This is a genomic window from Staphylococcus nepalensis (assembly GCF_014635045.1).
Taxonomy (GTDB): domain Bacteria; phylum Bacillota; class Bacilli; order Staphylococcales; family Staphylococcaceae; genus Staphylococcus; species Staphylococcus nepalensis.
The window spans coordinates 59,888-76,872 of the sequence record NZ_BMCF01000001.1 but is presented as its reverse complement, the minus strand read 5'-3'; the positions used below and the strand labels follow the sequence as shown (position 1 = coordinate 76,872).

At 33.0% G+C, this 16,985-nt stretch carries 20 protein-coding genes; 16 read left to right on the top strand and 4 right to left on the bottom strand.

Going from position 1 to position 16,985, the window contains the following annotated elements; genetic code table 11:
* Position 1 precedes the first annotated feature (1 nt).
* The 7 genes from galT to IEU88_RS00420 all read left to right on the top strand — a co-directional run bounded on the left by galT (position 2) and on the right by IEU88_RS00420 (position 6,574).
* A complete protein-coding gene (gene galT, locus IEU88_RS00450) occupies positions 2-1,492 on the top strand; it encodes a UDP-glucose--hexose-1-phosphate uridylyltransferase (RefSeq protein WP_096808651.1) in 1,491 nt (496 codons plus the stop codon).
* A gap of 114 nt (positions 1,493-1,606) precedes the next feature.
* On the top strand, positions 1,607-2,383 hold the full coding sequence (gene modA / locus IEU88_RS00445) for a molybdate ABC transporter substrate-binding protein (protein ID WP_103372526.1): 777 nt from the start codon (positions 1,607-1,609) through the stop codon (positions 2,381-2,383).
* A 12-nt stretch (positions 2,384-2,395) separates the two neighbouring features.
* Positions 2,396-3,067 carry a molybdate ABC transporter permease subunit gene (gene modB, locus IEU88_RS00440; RefSeq protein ID WP_096808652.1) on the top strand — a complete coding sequence of 224 codons (672 nt, stop codon included), beginning with the start codon at positions 2,396-2,398 and terminating at the stop codon, positions 3,065-3,067.
* Entirely contained in the window at positions 3,067-3,672 is a 606-nt protein-coding gene (locus IEU88_RS00435) for an ATP-binding cassette domain-containing protein (RefSeq protein ID WP_103372512.1), read from the top strand. The genes modB and IEU88_RS00435 overlap by 1 nt, the downstream gene beginning before the upstream one ends.
* Positions 3,673-3,910: 238 nt before the next feature.
* On the top strand, positions 3,911-4,741 hold the full coding sequence (locus IEU88_RS00430) for an MBL fold metallo-hydrolase (RefSeq protein ID WP_103372513.1): 831 nt from the start codon (positions 3,911-3,913) through the stop codon (positions 4,739-4,741).
* 315 nt (positions 4,742-5,056) lie between these two features.
* Positions 5,057-6,061, top strand: a complete 1,005-nt coding sequence (locus tag IEU88_RS00425) for a ThiF family adenylyltransferase (RefSeq protein ID WP_096823766.1) — start codon at positions 5,057-5,059, stop codon at positions 6,059-6,061.
* A gap of 12 nt (positions 6,062-6,073) precedes the next feature.
* The gene (locus IEU88_RS00420; protein ID WP_096808656.1) at positions 6,074-6,574 is read left to right on the top strand and encodes a MogA/MoaB family molybdenum cofactor biosynthesis protein; all 501 of its coding nucleotides are present in this window, start codon (positions 6,074-6,076) and stop codon (positions 6,572-6,574) included.
* Between the two features lie 197 nt (positions 6,575-6,771).
* Here IEU88_RS00420 and moaC read toward each other — a convergent pair whose 3' ends face one another.
* Entirely contained in the window at positions 6,772-7,251 is a 480-nt protein-coding gene (gene moaC / locus IEU88_RS00415; protein WP_096808657.1) for a cyclic pyranopterin monophosphate synthase MoaC, read from the bottom strand.
* 63 nt (positions 7,252-7,314) lie between these two features.
* Between moaC and IEU88_RS00410 the strand changes: the two genes are divergently transcribed.
* From IEU88_RS00410 to IEU88_RS00380, 7 genes are all read left to right on the top strand, one after another.
* Complete coding sequence (locus IEU88_RS00410) at positions 7,315-8,574, top strand: molybdopterin molybdotransferase MoeA (protein WP_103372514.1); 1,260 nt, start codon at positions 7,315-7,317, stop codon at positions 8,572-8,574.
* Complete coding sequence (mobB, locus tag IEU88_RS00405; RefSeq protein WP_096823767.1) at positions 8,571-9,056, top strand: molybdopterin-guanine dinucleotide biosynthesis protein B; 486 nt, start codon at positions 8,571-8,573, stop codon at positions 9,054-9,056. The genes IEU88_RS00410 and mobB overlap by 4 nt, the downstream gene beginning before the upstream one ends.
* Positions 9,057-9,509, top strand: coding sequence for a molybdenum cofactor biosynthesis protein MoaE (locus IEU88_RS00400; protein ID WP_103372515.1), 453 nt, complete (start codon positions 9,057-9,059; stop codon positions 9,507-9,509).
* A complete protein-coding gene (gene moaD, locus IEU88_RS00395) occupies positions 9,506-9,739 on the top strand; it encodes a molybdopterin converting factor subunit 1 (RefSeq protein WP_096808661.1) in 234 nt (77 codons plus the stop codon). The genes IEU88_RS00400 and moaD overlap by 4 nt, the downstream gene beginning before the upstream one ends.
* 7 nt (positions 9,740-9,746) lie before the next feature.
* Positions 9,747-10,355 (top strand): molybdenum cofactor guanylyltransferase MobA, encoded by a 609-nt coding sequence (mobA, locus tag IEU88_RS00390; RefSeq protein WP_103372516.1) that lies wholly within the window; start codon positions 9,747-9,749, stop codon positions 10,353-10,355.
* 13 nt (positions 10,356-10,368) lie between these two features.
* A complete protein-coding gene (gene moaA, locus IEU88_RS00385; protein WP_096808663.1) occupies positions 10,369-11,391 on the top strand; it encodes a GTP 3',8-cyclase MoaA in 1,023 nt (340 codons plus the stop codon).
* Positions 11,392-11,897: 506 nt separating this feature from the next.
* Positions 11,898-12,245, top strand: coding sequence for a transcriptional regulator, SarA/Rot family (locus tag IEU88_RS00380; RefSeq protein WP_096808664.1), 348 nt, complete (start codon positions 11,898-11,900; stop codon positions 12,243-12,245).
* A 320-nt stretch (positions 12,246-12,565) separates the two neighbouring features.
* Here the strand turns inward: IEU88_RS00380 and IEU88_RS00375 are convergent, their stop codons facing one another.
* Together IEU88_RS00375 and IEU88_RS00370 are read right to left on the bottom strand one after the other, a co-directional pair.
* Positions 12,566-13,774: an MFS transporter gene (locus tag IEU88_RS00375; RefSeq protein WP_103372517.1), complete on the bottom strand. Its 1,209-nt coding sequence runs from the start codon at positions 13,772-13,774 to the stop codon at positions 12,566-12,568.
* 1 nt (position 13,775) lies between these two features.
* Positions 13,776-14,210: a MarR family winged helix-turn-helix transcriptional regulator gene (locus IEU88_RS00370; protein ID WP_096808666.1), complete on the bottom strand. Its 435-nt coding sequence runs from the start codon at positions 14,208-14,210 to the stop codon at positions 13,776-13,778.
* 220 nt (positions 14,211-14,430) lie between these two features.
* Here IEU88_RS00370 and IEU88_RS00365 point away from each other — a divergent pair, with 220 nt between their 5' ends.
* Positions 14,431-15,192: a VOC family protein gene (locus IEU88_RS00365; protein ID WP_103372518.1), complete on the top strand. Its 762-nt coding sequence runs from the start codon at positions 14,431-14,433 to the stop codon at positions 15,190-15,192.
* Here the strand turns inward: IEU88_RS00365 and IEU88_RS00360 are convergent.
* Positions 15,189-15,443: a hypothetical protein gene (locus IEU88_RS00360; protein WP_103372519.1), complete on the bottom strand. Its 255-nt coding sequence runs from the start codon at positions 15,441-15,443 to the stop codon at positions 15,189-15,191. The two genes, IEU88_RS00365 and IEU88_RS00360, sit on opposite strands and share 4 nt — an antisense overlap.
* A gap of 120 nt (positions 15,444-15,563) precedes the next feature.
* On the opposite strand from IEU88_RS00360, the gene IEU88_RS00355 reads away from it, so the two are divergent.
* On the top strand, positions 15,564-16,814 hold the full coding sequence (locus IEU88_RS00355; RefSeq protein WP_103372520.1) for a lipid II:glycine glycyltransferase FemX: 1,251 nt from the start codon (positions 15,564-15,566) through the stop codon (positions 16,812-16,814).
* The last annotated feature ends 171 nt before the right edge of the window (positions 16,815-16,985 follow it).

Here is a 16,985-nt window from a genome sequence, read left to right as displayed (position 1 = left end):
CATGTTATTGAATCAACATTCTGTGCAGTTATTTGTTTCATATGCTACCACATATGGTGATTATGAAAAGGAAGATGCCATTTATATTCAAAACAGGTTGATCAGTATTTTAAATGCATCTGGTATAGACGACACAGCGTCACCTAAATTTAGCCCAAACGCTACAGCCAATGCTATTGCGCAAGACTGGATTCAAGAAGCAATAAAAGCAAACTGTATTGATGACGCATTGTATAATAAAGAAATTATTGAGGCTCAGATTTTAGATTTAATTACACCGCGACCATCTGTGGTTAACGATCAATTTAATGAATTGTACAAGCGAAACGCAAAAGAAGCTACCGATTATTTTTATAATATTACGAAACGTAATCATTACGTAAAAGAAGATGCTATAGCAAATAACATCCATTTTGACGTATCAAATGAGTATGGCGATCTTGAAATAACTATTAATCTATCTAAACCCGAAAAAGATGCAAAGCAAATCGCTAAAGCTAAAGAGGCGCCTTCAACAGACTATCCTAAATGTGCATTATGTTTAGAAAATGAAGGATTTAAAGGCTCTGTTTTGCAAGCAGCAAGAACAAATCATCGTATAGTGAGACTGAATTTAGGAGATGAGCAATGGGGATTTCAATATTCACCTTATGCTTATTTTAAAGAGCATAGTATCGTTCTATCAAAAGAGCATGTGCCAATGAATATTGATAAACAAACATTTGTGCAATTATTGGATTTTGTAGACAAATTTCCACATTATTTTATTGGTTCTAACGCGGACATACCGTTAGTTGGTGGGTCGATTCTTACGCATAACCATTATCAATCTGGCAGACATACCTTTCCGATGGATAATGCTAAAGAACTTCAAAACTTTAAATTGGTACAGTTTACAAACGTAGAAGCATCTACATTACATTGGCCAATGAGTGTGATACGCCTCAAAAGTACTAATAAAGAAAACTTAATAGAAGCAGCAGAATGTATTAGGCTCGCATGGAATAATTATTCAGATGAAAGTGTAGCAATCAGAGCATACAGTGATGAAGGTGACCGTCACCATACTGTCACACCTATTGCACGTTTTAGACATGGTCAGTATGAACTGGATGTTGTTTTAAGGGACAACCAGACATCAGAAACTTACCCTGATGGCATATTCCATCCTCATAAAGATGTACAACATATAAAAAAAGAGAATATCGGACTGATAGAAGTCATGGGTACAGCTATTCTACCTGGACGATTGAAAACAGAACTGCAAGAAGTTAAGGCTTTTTTATTAGGAAATCATCAGCAATCATTAGGCGCGCACCAGACATGGGCTGAAGAAATGAAAGCAAACTATGATATTAATGAAAAAAATGTCGATGAAATCATCGAAAAAGAAGTTGGACATAAATTCAAACGTGTACTAGAAGATGCAGGCGTATTTAAAAATACGTCACAGGGTCAAGAGGCGTTTGAGCGTTTTATTGAAACTTTATAATAATAAATAATCATATAAAGAGCGATACAAGGTAATTTCTACTTACGTATCTGCTCTTTTTTTTTGAAATGAATAAGCATATAATTAAAAGAAATAGGAGGAGATTAAATGCAAATAAAAGGTAAATATATCATTTTTGCATGTATTATGATGTGTCTCATGATAGCAGGATGTTCCAATACTGAAGGTAATCATGATGAGCAAAAATCTAATAGCAACGATGCCAAACACGAACTACATATTGCAGCCGCAGCTAGTTTGACGGATGCAACTAAAGATTTAGAAAAAGCGTTCAAAAAAGAGCATAAAGATGCACATATTACATTTAATTATGGTGGATCAGGTGCTTTAAGACAACAAATAGAAAAGGGGGCGCCTGTTGATGTTTTTATGTCTGCGAATACAAAAGATGTTGATGCTTTAGGAGAAAAAGCTCAAAATAAATATCAATATGCCAAAAATACTTTAGTATTAATTGGCGCTGAAGATAGCGACTATCAAAGCGTGAAAGATTTAAAAGATGATGATAAGTTAGCTATTGGTGAAGTTAAGTCAGTTCCTGCAGGGAAATATGCTGAGCAATATTTAAAAGATAATCAACTTTTTAATGATGTAAAACCGCATTTAGTTTTTGCAAAAGACGTGCGACAAGTATTGAATTATGTAGAAAAAGGCAATGCTCAATTAGGGTATGTTTATAAAACAGATTTATACCAAAGTCAGCAAAATGGAAAAAGTAAAGTGAAAGAAATTGAAACTGCAAACCTAAAAAATCCAATTACATATAAATCAGCTACAACTTCAGATAAAAACTTAGCTAAAGAATGGGTTAAGTTCTTAAAAACAGACGAAGCAAAAGAAATTTTAAAAAAATATAAATTCAATGCTTAGGAGGTCTTATAAATGCCAGATGTCACACCATTTTGGATATCGTTAAGAGTAGCAATTATTAGTACGATCATCGTTACAATTTTAGGTATTGTTATATCAAGATGGTTGTATAAACGTCATGGTTTTATTGCTAGATTACTAGAAAGTATGATTGTTTTACCCATTGTTTTACCTCCGACAGTTATGGGATTTATCTTATTAATAGTGTTTTCTCCACGAAGTATAATTGGTTCATTTTTTACGGATATATTACATTTGCCAGTCGTATTTACATTAACTGGAGCAGTGTTGGCGTCGATTATCGTTAGTTTCCCATTAATGTATCAGCATACTGTACAAGGCTTCCGGAGTATTGATAACAAGATGTTGAATACGGCTAGAACAATGGGGGCAAGTGAGCGGAAAATATTTTTTGAAATTATTCTTCCATTGTCTAAAAGACCTATATTATCAGGCATCATGATGAGTTTTGCGCGTGCAATAGGTGAATTTGGTGCTACGTTAATGGTGGCGGGATATATTCCTAATAAGACTAATACATTACCATTAGAGATATATTTCTTAGTGGAACAAGGAAAAGAGAATCAAGCATGGCTCTGGGTATTAGTGTTGGTAGCATTTGCTGTAACTGTAATCGGTACAATTAATGTGTTAAATAAAGATGTTTATCGAGAGGTGCGTTAATGTTAACAATAGATTTAAAGCATTTACTAAATCAAACACAACTCCGAATTAAAATTGAAGATGCTGAACCTAAAATTTATGCAATTAAGGGCCCTTCAGGCATCGGTAAAACGACAATATTAAATATGCTAGCAGGTTTACGAAAACCAGATCAAGCCCTAATAAGCATAAATAATCATACTCTGACAGACACAATCAATCATATTGATGTAAAAATTCAAAATCGTAATATAGGTTATCTATTTCAAGATTATCAGTTATTTCCGCATATGAACGTCTTTCAAAATATTACATTTATGGCAGAACCTTCTGATCATATTGATACTTTAATTACTCAATTAAATATTGAACATTTGAAAACTAAATTTCCAATTCGGCTCTCGGGCGGTGAATCTCAACGTGTAGCGTTAGCTAGAACACTAAGTACTAAACCAGATTTAATATTATTAGACGAGCCATTTTCTAGTTTAGATGATACGACTAAAGAAGAGAGTATTTCACTCGTTAAACGCATTTTTAAGTTATGGCAAATTCCAATCATTTTTGTTACGCATTCTAATTATGAAGCAGCACGGCTAGCACATGAAGTTATCAATATCGAGTGATATTATAGTGTGAAGTTTAAAAGTTTAAAATGATATTATGTATAAAAATTGGAAATAAATGGTATGTGAAGCCATGTCTATAAATAACTTTTAAAATATAGCTTCTATTTAAAAAGGTGGGAATTAAAATCAAATCTAAATTTGGTTTTGTTTCTGCTCTTTTTAGATTAGAAGTTTGAATATTGGTGTGATAAGTGTATATAATAAGCATAATTTTATAGCAAGGAGACCTTTTATAATGATTGTAGAATTTTTAGGAACTGCGGGAGGCGTGCCTTCACTTTTTGATTCAGTTTCACAACATAAAGATGCGCCTATACGAACCGGTCCTGGTCTTTTTATTCACGATTTGAAACTTTTAATTGATAGTTCAGAAGATATATTTTATCAGTTAAGACAAGCAAAAATAGCCGATATTAAATATGGTATATATTCACATTGGCATCCAGATCATACAATGGGTCTTAGAATTTGGGAAACACTTAATTTTGATTTTGTGAACACAATACCCCAATCGAAAGTCACAACAATATATTTAACATCGCAAGAAGTAGAAGATTTTAAAACATATTTTGGGCATTGGAATCATTTGTTGTATTTACAACAAATAGGGGTTGTTGAATTAAAAATTGTAAGTAATAATGCAAAGATTACGATTAAAGATACAACGATTGAATGGATTCAATTATCAGAAAAAATTGCTTTTGGTTTTTATATAACTACACCTACCAAACGACTACTCATAATCCCAGATGAAATCAAAGGTTTTCAACCGATTAATAAAGTAAAGGATGTAGATGTAGCTATCTTACCTTTTGGTAGTAATGAAGTAAACCCTGTTACAAAAGAGCGAATTCATGAGGAAGGTATGTTAAGTACATTAGGCGAAGCTACGTTTGAAGAATGTGTGGAAATTGCTAAAAACATCAACGCTAAACATACATATTTCACGCATATTGAAGCAACAGAAAGTTTAACTCAATTACAAGCGAAAAAATTAGAACGACAGTTAAGCGAAGCGGGGATCTCATCGACAATTGCTTATGACGGTTTGAAAATTAAAGTTTGAAGTGATAACAGTGAAAATGATTAAGCATAAACCAGCATTTAATCTTTCTAATCAGACACCGTTGTAATTCTAAGAAAGATCAGATTGGGCAAACAAATACAATCATTTAAATACTTGTAGAAGCACTACTAATCTACATAATATTTTAATAACTAAGTACTGGTGCTAGTTTATGATTGCATTAGAGACACATTAATCTATTTTAATTTAAACATAGGGAATACGCTCGTTTTTCGAATAATGCACTCAAACCGTTGTTACAAAGTAATCCAAGATTTATAATAGAAATAACGACGCAAAGTGAGGGATGTCATCGTGAATGAAGCACGTTATTCAAGACAGATGTTATTTAAACATATAGGTTCTAATGGGCAAGAAAAAATTATGAATGCGCATGTATTAATTGTGGGGATGGGTGCTCTAGGTACACATCTTGCTGAAGGTTTAGCGAGAGCTGGTGTAGGTGAGTTAACGATAGTAGATAGAGACTATATTGAATATAGTAATTTGCAACGACAAACAATGTTTACAGAAATGGATGCACAAGAGCGCTTACCTAAAGTAATTGCTGCCGAGCGTAATTTAATGGCGATACGTCAAGATTTGAAGTTAAATCCATATATTGAACATGTAGATAGGCTATTTTTAGAAACATATGCTCAAGATGTACAACTTATTTTAGACGCAACGGATAATTTTGAAACAAGACAATTGGTTAATGATTTTGCTTATAAAGCGACTATTCCTTGGATTTATGGTGGTGTGGTACAGAGCACTTATGTAGAAGCTACATTTATACCTGATAAAACGCCTTGTTTCAATTGTCTAATGCCACAATTACCAGTCATTAATATGACTTGCGATACTGTCGGGGTCATCCAACCTGCAGTTACTATGACAACAAGTTTGCAATTACGAGATGCGCTAAAGATATTGATTGGGGAAGCGACCACACCAAAATTGACGTACGGAGATATTTGGGAAGGTACCCATTTTACATTTGGCTTTAGTAAACTTTATAATGCATCATGTCCAACTTGTGGCTCCCAGCCTACCTACCCACACCTCAATGCGACTGAAAGACAGTTTGCAAGTTTATGTGGGAGAGATACAGTACAGTATGAGAATTCAGATATTTCCCAGGAAATGTTGGAAACGTTTTTAATACACCAAGCTATACCTTATAAACGTAATCCATATATGTTACATTTTGAATATAAAAAGCACAGAATTGTTAGCTTTAAAGGTGGTAGAATGTTGATTCACGGTATGACCAAACCACAACAAGCTATTAACTTAATTAATCAATTATTTGGGTAGAGGTGAGGCATTATGCATACTAATGTAAAGCTAGATAGAGATATTAAATGCGCTGTGTTAACGGTTTCTGATACAAGAGATTATGAAACAGATAAAGGTGGTAGATTAGTTATAGAGCTACTATCTTCTTTAAACGTTACTATTTCAAAAGCGCATTATAAAATTGTGGAAGATGAACAAACAGCTATCATCCAACAAATAGAGCGTTGGTTATTAGAAGATATTGATGTTGTGATCACTACAGGTGGTACTGGTATCGCACAACGAGATGTTACGATTGAAGCGGTCTCAAGTTTGATCACAAAAGAAATAGAAGGTTTCGGAGAATTGTTTAGATACCTTAGCTACACCGAAGATGTAGGTACGCGTGCCTTGTTGTCTCGTGCGATTGCAGGCACTGTGAATGACAAATTAATTTTTAGTATACCTGGCTCTACTGGTGCCGTAAAATTAGCTTTAAACAAACTAATCAAACCAGAATTAAACCATTTAGTACAAGAAATTACTAAATAAAATAGGGCGGGACATGGAGCATCATTATAAAATGCTTTCATTGTCTCGCCCCGGCAATCATAAAACCATGACTAGAGAAAGTGTTTAATATAAGCTTGCTTTTGTTTCTGTCATCTTCTAGTGGCCGTACTATATTTGAGATGAAGTTATCTTTGATGTCTCGAATGCTATTTTTATATAATATGAGATGCTAATGATTATCTTTTATAATCACCTGATTTGCCACCAGTTTTAGAAAGAAGATAAGTTTCGCCGATGACCATTCCTTTATCTAAAGCTTTTGTCATATCATATACAGTAAGCGCCACAGCTGAAGCTGCCGTAAGTGCTTCCATTTCCACACCAGTCTTTCCAGTAGTAGACACGGTAGCCTGGATATTGAGTGTGTAAGTTTGTTTGTTTGCTTGCCAGTCAAAAGTGACATCAATGCCAGTTAGAGGTAGTGGATGACACATCGGTATAATATCTGAAGTATTTTTAGCCGCCATAATACCAGCGATTTGAGCGGTGTTGAGTACATTGCCTTTTTGGTTCGTATGATCAACGATTTGTTGATAAATATCTGAATTTACAGTAATGCTTGAGTGCGCAATAGCAGAACGTTTTGTTATATTTTTATCAGAAACGTCTACCATTTTTGCATTACCTTGTTCATTAATATGTGTGAATTCAGTCAAAATATCCCTCCTAATCGAGTTCTAGTATATCACGAAATTATAAATTATAAGGAGTAGATTGTGATGTCTGTTGAGAAAAGAAATCCAATTCCAGTGAGTGAAGCCATTAAACGTGTGGTTAATCAAGCTATTTTTATGGATGTAAAAACATTAGCTTTAGAGGACAGCTTAAATCACATTTTAGCTGAAGATATTGTGGCTACACATGAGATACCAAGATTTCATAAATCGCCGTACGATGGTTTTGCGTTAAGAAGTATTGATACAGAAGGCGCAAGTGGTGATAATCGGATTACATTCCAAGTTATTGATCACATAGGCGCAGGTTCGGTTTCAAATAAAAAAGTTGGTGAGTTTGAAGCAGTGCGTATTATGACAGGTGCAGAAATACCTAAAGGCGCTGACGCAATTGTGATGCTTGAGCAAACGATAGAAGGTAATCAGGAGTTTTCAATAAGGAAATCGTTTAACGTAAATGAGAATGTTTCATTAAAAGGTGAAGAAACACAAGTCGGAGATGTAGTGTTAGAAAAAGGGCAACAGATTAATCCAGGCGCTATAGCTGTTTTAGCGACATATGGTTATACACAAGTCCCAGTTTATGAAAAACCTAGCGTCGCCATTATTGCGACCGGTAGTGAATTGTTAGAAGTCAGTGATGCGTTAGAACCTGGAAAAATTCGAAATTCCAATGGACCAATGATAACAGCATTGGCAAAAAAACATGAATTAAAGGTTAACACTTATAAAATTCAGCAAGATGATTTAGACAGTAGTATCGAAGTTGTAAGTCAAGCATTGGCTAATCATGACATTGTGGTTACAACTGGAGGTGTTTCTGTAGGAGACTTTGATTATTTGCCACAGATTTATGAAGCTATCAATGCTGAAGTATTGTTTAATAAGATTGCAATGAGACCGGGAAGTGTAACGACAGTAGCAGTTGCTAATGGTAAATATTTATTTGGTTTATCTGGCAATCCTTCTGCTTGTTTCACTGGTTTTGAATTATACGTTAAACCTGCAATACAACATATGATGGGTGCTAAAGCTATTTATCCGCAAATCGTCCAAGCGACACTCATGGAAGACTTTAAAAAACCCAACCCATTCACGAGATTTATTCGAGCAACAGTTACTTTTAACGGTAAAGAAATGACCGTCAGACCTTCAGGATTCAACAAATCTGGTGCGGTTGTAGCTATTGCCCACAGTAACGCGATGATTATGTTGCCAAGTGGTACAAGAGGCTACCAAAAAGGGCATACTGTGAATGTGATTTTAACTGAATCTCAAGCTTATGAATTGGATAGTACATTATGATCTTGCAAATTGTAGGTTATAAAAATTCAGGGAAAACAACACTCATGACTTATGCGGTTGAAATATTAAAATCTCATGGTATGCGTGTGGCAACCATAAAACATCACGGTGGCAAGGACAAAGGGCATTCTGATATTGCATTGCAAACAAATACAGTTGATCATATGAGACATTTTAACGCTGGCGCAGATCAAAGTATTGTACAGGGGCATCATTTTCAGCAAACTGTGACGCGTTACGAAAATCAAAGGCTTGATGAAATTATAGCCAAATCTGTTACAATAGATAATGATATCGTTATAGTAGAAGGTTTTAAAGAAGCAAAATACAGTAAAGTAGTTGTATATCGTGATGATATTGATTATAAATACTTAAGTGAATTATCAAATATTAAGTACGACATTAATATAGAACAGCCATTAGCGATGCAAAAATTTGAGCAGTGGTTATTATCTTTTGTTAACGTAAAAGGAATGGATTAAATGAAGCAATTTGAAGTCACAAACGTGCCTATACAAACAGAGCAATATCGTCAATATGTACTCAATGAACATCAAGGCGCAGTGGTTATTTTTACTGGGCATGTACGAGAATGGACTAAAGGAGTTAAGACCGAGTATCTAGAATATGAAGCTTATATCCCTATGGCTGAAAAAAAATTGGCTCAAATAGGTGATGAGATTTCACGAAAATGGCCTGGTACACAAACTGCTATAGTCCACAGGATTGGACCGTTAGCAATATCAGATATTGCAGTCCTGATAAGTGTTTCTTCCCCACATCGTAAAGACGCCTATCAAGCAAATGAATATGCAATTGAAAGAATTAAAGAAGTAGTGCCGATTTGGAAAAAAGAAATTTGGGAAGATGGCGCTGAATGGCAAGGTCACCAACATGGTTACCATGAGGATGCAATGGGAGGGGATAAGATATGAAAGTGTTGTATTTTGCAGAAATAAAAGAGATTTTAGCAAAAACATCAGAAGACATTGATTTGAGTTATGATATTACTGTAGATGAGTTTTTGACAGATTTATTTAAACGTTATCCTGGTATCAGTGATAAACAATTTCAAGTAGCGGTCAATGAGGAATTTGTCAAAGGCGATGACATAGTACAGCCTAATGACACTATCGCGTTGATACCACCAGTTAGTGGAGGTTAATAAGAAAATGAAAGCGATTATACTTGCCGGAGGACAATCAGAGAGATTCGGTAAACCAAAAGCTTTTGCACAAATTAATTCGCAGATGTTTTATAAGCGAATTATAGAAGTGTTAGAAGGAACAAACTTGTTCAATGAAATTATTATAAGCACCAATGAAACATTAGCACCACAATTTGATTATCCTAATATTGCTATTGATGATGCTGAAAACAAAGATAAAGGTCCAATGGCTGGTATTTATTCAGTGATGCGACAACATACAGATGAAACACTTTTCTTTGTAATATCTGTAGATACACCCATGATTACGCAAAAAGCAATAAGTAAATTGTATCAATTTATGATTGAACATTTGATTGAAGACCAACTCAATATTGCCGGTTTCCAAGAAAAGGGTATGCCAATCCCTACGATGGCATTTTATAGTCCACAGACACTGCCTACTATAGAAACAGCTTTGGATTCAGGTGATTATAGCCTTAAAAATGTCTATTCTAAAGTTAAATGTGATTGGTTAGATGTACATGAAATAGATTCATCTAATTATTGGTACAAAAATATAAATTATCAACAAGATTTAGAAGATTTACACCATGACATTATGAATAGCTAAGGGGGCTTATATTATGGTAGAACAAATAACTGATAAACTTGGCCGTCCAATTCGAGATTTAAGATTGTCAGTTACAGATCGTTGCAATTTCCGCTGTGATTATTGCATGCCGAAAGAAATTTTCGGTGATGATTTTGTTTTCTTACCTAAAGACGAATTACTCACGTTTGATGAAATGGTGCGTATCGCTAAAGTTTATACACGATTAGGTGTTAAAAAAATACGGATTACAGGTGGAGAACCTTTATTAAGAAGAGATTTATATAAATTAATATATGAGTTAAATCAATTGGAAGGTATAGAAGATATAGGTTTAACCACAAATGGTTTGTTATTAAAAAAACATGGTCAAAATTTATATGATGCAGGTTTACGACGTATTAATGTAAGTCTAGATGCGATTGACGATAAAGTATTCCAAGCTATAAACAACCGAAATATTAAGGCTTCTACGATTTTGCAACAAATAGATTATGCTGTTTCAATAGGATTTCATGTGAAAGTGAATGTTGTTGTTCAAAAAGGCGTGAACGACGACCAAATTTTGCCTATGATACAATATTTTAAAGATAAAGATATTGAAATACGTTTTATTGAATTTATGGATGTCGGAAATGATAATGGTTGGGACTTTAGTAAAGTAGTTACAAAAGATGAAATGTTAAATATGATTGAGTCCGCATTTGATATTGAACCTGTTGAGCCTAAGTATTTTGGCGAAGTTGCAAAATACTATCGTCATAAAGATAATGGCGCTAAATTTGGGCTTATTACAAGTGTATCTGAATCTTTCTGTTCTACATGTACACGTGCAAGGTTATCATCTGATGGTAAGTTTTATGGTTGCCTTTTTAGTACGGTAGATGGATTTAATGTAAAATCGTTTATGCGTTCTGGAGTGTCAGATGACGCACTGTTTGAACAGTTTAAAGCGCTATGGAACATTAGAGATGATAGATATTCAGATGAGCGTACGGCACAAACTGTGGCCAATAGAAAACGTAAAAAAATAAATATGAATTATATTGGTGGCTAATAACAATCAAAGCACATCTAGTTATCGAATGGAAACAACCAGTTTTTGATAATAATAGTTAATAAAAATATTCATACAAAGCGTTAAAACCAAGGTAGATGAGTGTGTCTTTTACAAAGATGTGTGAAGCTATTAATTCTAATTATGAGCTTAATAGGAGTAGGAGAGAAATCAAATTTTGAATGTTGATTTTTCCCTGCTCTTTTTTTATTATCATTTTAAATCATGTTTTATGTAAAATAAGTTCAAAAGTGAGGAATGATAGATTTGCAAGATAATGTATTATACATAAGTAATTTTTTAATGATTAAAGATAACGAACAATAGAAAATGATTACTATAATCATATGTAACTATATAAATATTTTCCAATAGTAAAATTTATTTATCTGTTTCTTTAAAAATAATAGATTTAATGAAGAAAGTGTTATATAATATTTAAAAAGCTTATTCATTATATAAAGCCAATACTAACAATGATAATAAACCATGAGGAGGCCATATTTATGGAAAGTAAAGCAGCATATTATATTACATCTGAAAGAGCTTTAAGCCAATTGAAGCATTGGTTAAAGTCAGTGCATCGTTTGTCTATTGAAGAATTTGTGGTGTTATTTAAAGTATATGAAGCAAATAAAATTAGTGGAAAAGAATTGAGAGACACGCTACATTTTGAAATGTTATGGGACACGAGTAAAATAGACGTTATTATAAGAAAAATTTATAAAAAAGAATTGATTTCAAAGGTACGTTCAGAAACCGATGAAAGGCAAGTATTTTACTATTATACAGAAGCACAAGCGAAGCAAATTGATGATATTATTAAGGAAATAGAAAATATAAAAGTTGCTTAACAGGCAAATTAAAAGTCAAAGGCTTACCATCTACATTTAATTGAGACTAACCAAGTGCTATAAAGGCATTTGCATTTTGATATTTAAAATGATTTATTTATAAAGCAATATAAAATGTTGGTTGTATGTTTTTTTGAAACCGTAGAATATGATGAATGCAAACTCAAGCATGACATACGTTTTGTGGTCATAAAAACTACCGATAAGAATACCCCCTCGAAGTAACCATTGAAAAATGAAAAGTTTGAGGGGGTATTTATATATAAAATATCATTTAAGTACACTGTGAACTCTTTGTAATTTATCGTTTATATCAAATATTAAAATGCACTAGTGTGTTTTACTTTTTTACCGTGCACAAAGTAATAAATAACACCTGTAATCAATACTAAAACTGCCATAATAGCGTATAGCTGTGCGAATGATACAGCAGAAGTTACGAAACCTAATACATACGGGCCAAATCCAAGACCCAAGTCTAAACCGATAAAATAAGTTGATGTCGCAATACCATATTTTGCTGGTGGAGATACTTTGATCGCGATTGCTTGCATACATGATGAAATGTTCCCGTAGCCTGCCCCCAAGAATAATCCTGCAAGTATAAGTAACCAACTATTATTTGTGATACTTAATGTTAGGAATGTAAGGATTAAAAAGATGAATGCTGGATAAGCTACAACATTTTCATTTTTATCGTCCATCATTCTTCCAGCTACTGGTCGTGTAACTAAAGAAGCAATAGCATAGAAAATAAAGAAATAACTAGAAATTGTAACTAAATTAATTTCTTGAGCAAAGAATTGTAAAAATGTCAGTATAGATGAATAAGATAATCCTGCAAGTAGCATAATAATAGCAACTGGCAGCGCTTCTTTTGCAATATAATGATTGATATCAAATTTCTTATTCTTAGCATTTTGGGGCATAGCAACTTCACTTGTTAAATCGATATTCAATTTAATAAAGAATGAAATAATAAAACTTACGATACCACATAATAAGCATAGTAAAAATAATAATTGAATAGGAAATGTATTGATAAGTAGAAGACCGAAGAATGGGCCTATTGCAGCTCCAATAACTAAACTTAATGAGAATAGGCTAATCCCTTCACTTTTTCTTTCTGGTGGCGTGGTATATGCCGCGATTGTTCCAGTAGCAGTTGTCGTAACGCCAGTAGCTATACCATTAACTAATCTTGTAAACATAAGCACTGCTAAAGCGCCTTCGATAAAGTAGAATAATTGAGTGATAATTAATAAGATTAAACCGATGATTAAAATGCGCTTAGGACCGATTTTATTAACATATTTACCTGTAATAAAGCGGCCTATTAATGATCCAATAATGAATAAACCAGATACAAGCCCAGCCATACTATCTGATGCATGGTATTCTGATTTCGTATAACTTGCAATAATAACAATAAGTAAATACATACATAAATAAACTAAAAAGTTTGTAATAAAATTAATGTTAAAACTCTTTGTCCAAATAGGTGACTTCGTCGATGCTGTTTGGTTCATTTTAAAATTCCTCCATTGCTAAAATTTGTTCATGAATAGATTGTAATGATTTGGTAATATGTTCAAGTTCTGACGTTGACAAGCCTGTGTTTTCAATAATTTTGTCTTGCAATTTATCTACACGAGTACTGATATTGTTATACAGTGATTGTCCTTCTTGAGAAAGTGAGAGCCATTTTTCTCGTTTGTCTGTGCCTGATTCAACAGTTAATAAGGATTTTTCAGAAAGTACTTTTAAAATTTTTCTAGCTGTTGGTTTTTCAATTGAGCGTCGTTTTGAAATTTGTACTAGAGTGGTTGGCGCATTGTAACAAATGTCTTTTAATACCAGCCATTGTGCTGGATAGAGTTCAAATTCTTCAAAAATAGGTTGAAAAAGTTTGGTATAAGGTCTATAAATGGCGATAATATTATCAAATACAAATTTATTTTCCATGAATGAGTGCCTCCGAAATAGTTAGCTTAGCTAACTTAATTTTGAACAAATTATATTTTAATCTATTTATGGAGAAAAATCAATACGTATTTTAAAGAAAACGTTTTCGTATAGAAAGATAGGAAAATGTAATATTTTAAATTGAGGTAATGAGTTATAAGAAGTAAACACATGTACAATTTGTTAAGATAAAGCTAAAGAAGAAATAGGGGGATAAGTCATGAAAGATTTAAAATTAGATCATATTGTTCATTATGTACAACAGTTAGATAATTTCAAATTCCCAGGCCACATATTTACATTACATCAAGGTGGAAAGCACGATAGATTAGGCACGTATAATCGTTTGGCTTATTTAAATAACGCATATATTGAATTATTAGACGTTTATAAACCGGAAACATTACAAAAAATAATTAAGAGTGAAGAAGGACGTGTGTCTTTTCCTTCGAAAATCGTTCAAGACCATTATCAACAAGGTCTAAAAACAATAGCCTTTCAAACACAGGATATATCTAAATTGAAAGAAAATTTAGAGGCCCAAAATATAGAGGTTGTCGGCCCCATAGAGATGGATAGAGAAAATACCAAAGGTGAAAAGACTACATGGAAGTTATTATATATTGCTGATCCTGATTATAGGGTGAAGCCGCCCTTTTTTATCCAATGGGGCGAAAGCGTAAAAGAGAGAGAAACAAAGATAGCGCCATTACGACAAGAAGCTTTTACTATAAAAGGTATTGAAATAAACAGTACCGAAAGGAATCACACCGCTGAAAAGTGGAAACAATGGTTTGGAATGGAAGTCGTAAGTCATTCAGAAACCGAGACAACATTAAAATTAAAAAATGATGATGTTGTCTATCGAATATATGATGGGGCATATTCTGGTTACAAAGCAGTGATATTAAAAGACAATAAAACAGCCTCTCCCTACACATTGATTATTAGAGGGCTAAAGTATAAAGTTGAAGCAGATTAATAAATATAGATATATATACTATGCGCAATAACAATAACATGTATCAAAGAAACCATTAGTGTTAAAATAGTTAAGGAAGTTGCCAATTTGTTTTTACCAGATAAAAGTAATAAATAAACAGATAATAAAAATGTAAAAGCAGCTAATATAATCCTCAAACTTAGGTATGAAATACTAAAAGATGTACCAAACGCTTGAATTACAAAAATTAAATTGACTAGGAAAAGTAGTCCTAATATGATGATACGCATAATAATCACCTCATTTCTTTATTTACATTATTATATCAAAGAATAGGAAATGATGTGAAAGAATGCGTGAAGCAATGTATAATAACAAAGTATGTAATGGTAAAAGGAGATATCAGTTTTATGGAAAAGATGAATATCACAAATCAGGCTCATGATGCGTTTGTCAAATCACACTCACAAGGAGATTTGTTACAATTAACACAATGGGCAGAAACAAAAAAATTAACTGGCTGGTACTCGAAACGTATTGCAGTCGGTGAAAATGGCGAAATTTTAGGCGTAGCCCAGTTATTATTTAAAAAAATACCTAAATTGCCATACACACTATGTTATATTTCAAGAGGATTTGTAACTGATTATAGTAATAAGCTTGCGTTAGAAACATTATTAGAATATGCAGTACAAATAGCTAAAGAAGAAAAAGCTTATACAATTAAAATAGACCCAGATGTAGAAGTGGATAAAGGTGCTGACGCACTGAGACATTTAAGAGAATTAGGATTTAAACATAAAGGATTTAAAGCAGGCCTCTCTAAAGACTATATTCAACCAAGAATGACAATGGTAACACCTATTGATAAAAACGACGATGACTTAATTCAAAGTTTTGAAAGAAGAAATCGCTCAAAAGTGAGATTAGCTTTAAAACGCGGCACCAAAGTAGAGCGTTCTGATAGAGAAGGTTTAAAAACATTTGCTGAATTAATGAAAATTACTGGTGAAAGAGATGGCTTTTTAACAAGAGATGTTAGTTATTTTCAAAATATTTATGATGCACTTCATCCTGATGGCGATGCAGAATTATTTTTAGTGAAGTTAGAACCTAAACCAGTACTTAAAGATTTACGCCAAGATTTAGCACAATTAGAAGAAGAAAAAGTGAAATTAACTGAGAAAAAGCAAGATAAAAAAACATTAAATAAAATAAATGACGCCGAAAATAAAATGAAAAAGACACAAGAACTAATTGATGAAATGGAAGCGCTAGAAGACAAGCATCCAGAAGGCATCTATTTATCTGGGGCGTTACTTATGTTTGCAGGAAACAAGTCATATTATCTTTACGGTGCTTCCTCAAATGATTATCGTGATTTCTTACCAAACCATCATATGCAATTTGCGATGATGCAATATGCCAGAGAACATGGCGCGACTACATATGATTTTGGTGGCACAGATAATAATCCAGATAAAGATTCAGACCACTATGGACTATGGACATTTAAGAAAGTGTGGGGCACTTATTTAAGTGAAAAAATTGGGGAATTTGATTATGTTTTAAATAAACCGTTATACCAAGTGATTGAAAACCTTAAACCTAAATTGACGAAAGCGAAAATCAAACTTTCACGTAAATTAAAACGTAATTAATATTAAGAAGAGTATGTTATAAAGATAGACACGTTATAAGGTATTAATATGAAAGTTAAACTTTATAACGTGCATTTTTTATGGGTTTTAAATGCATTTTAAAGTATACATATATTTTAAAAGTTAAAGTGATACAAACAAATGATTGAATAATAAAACAATATACTGACA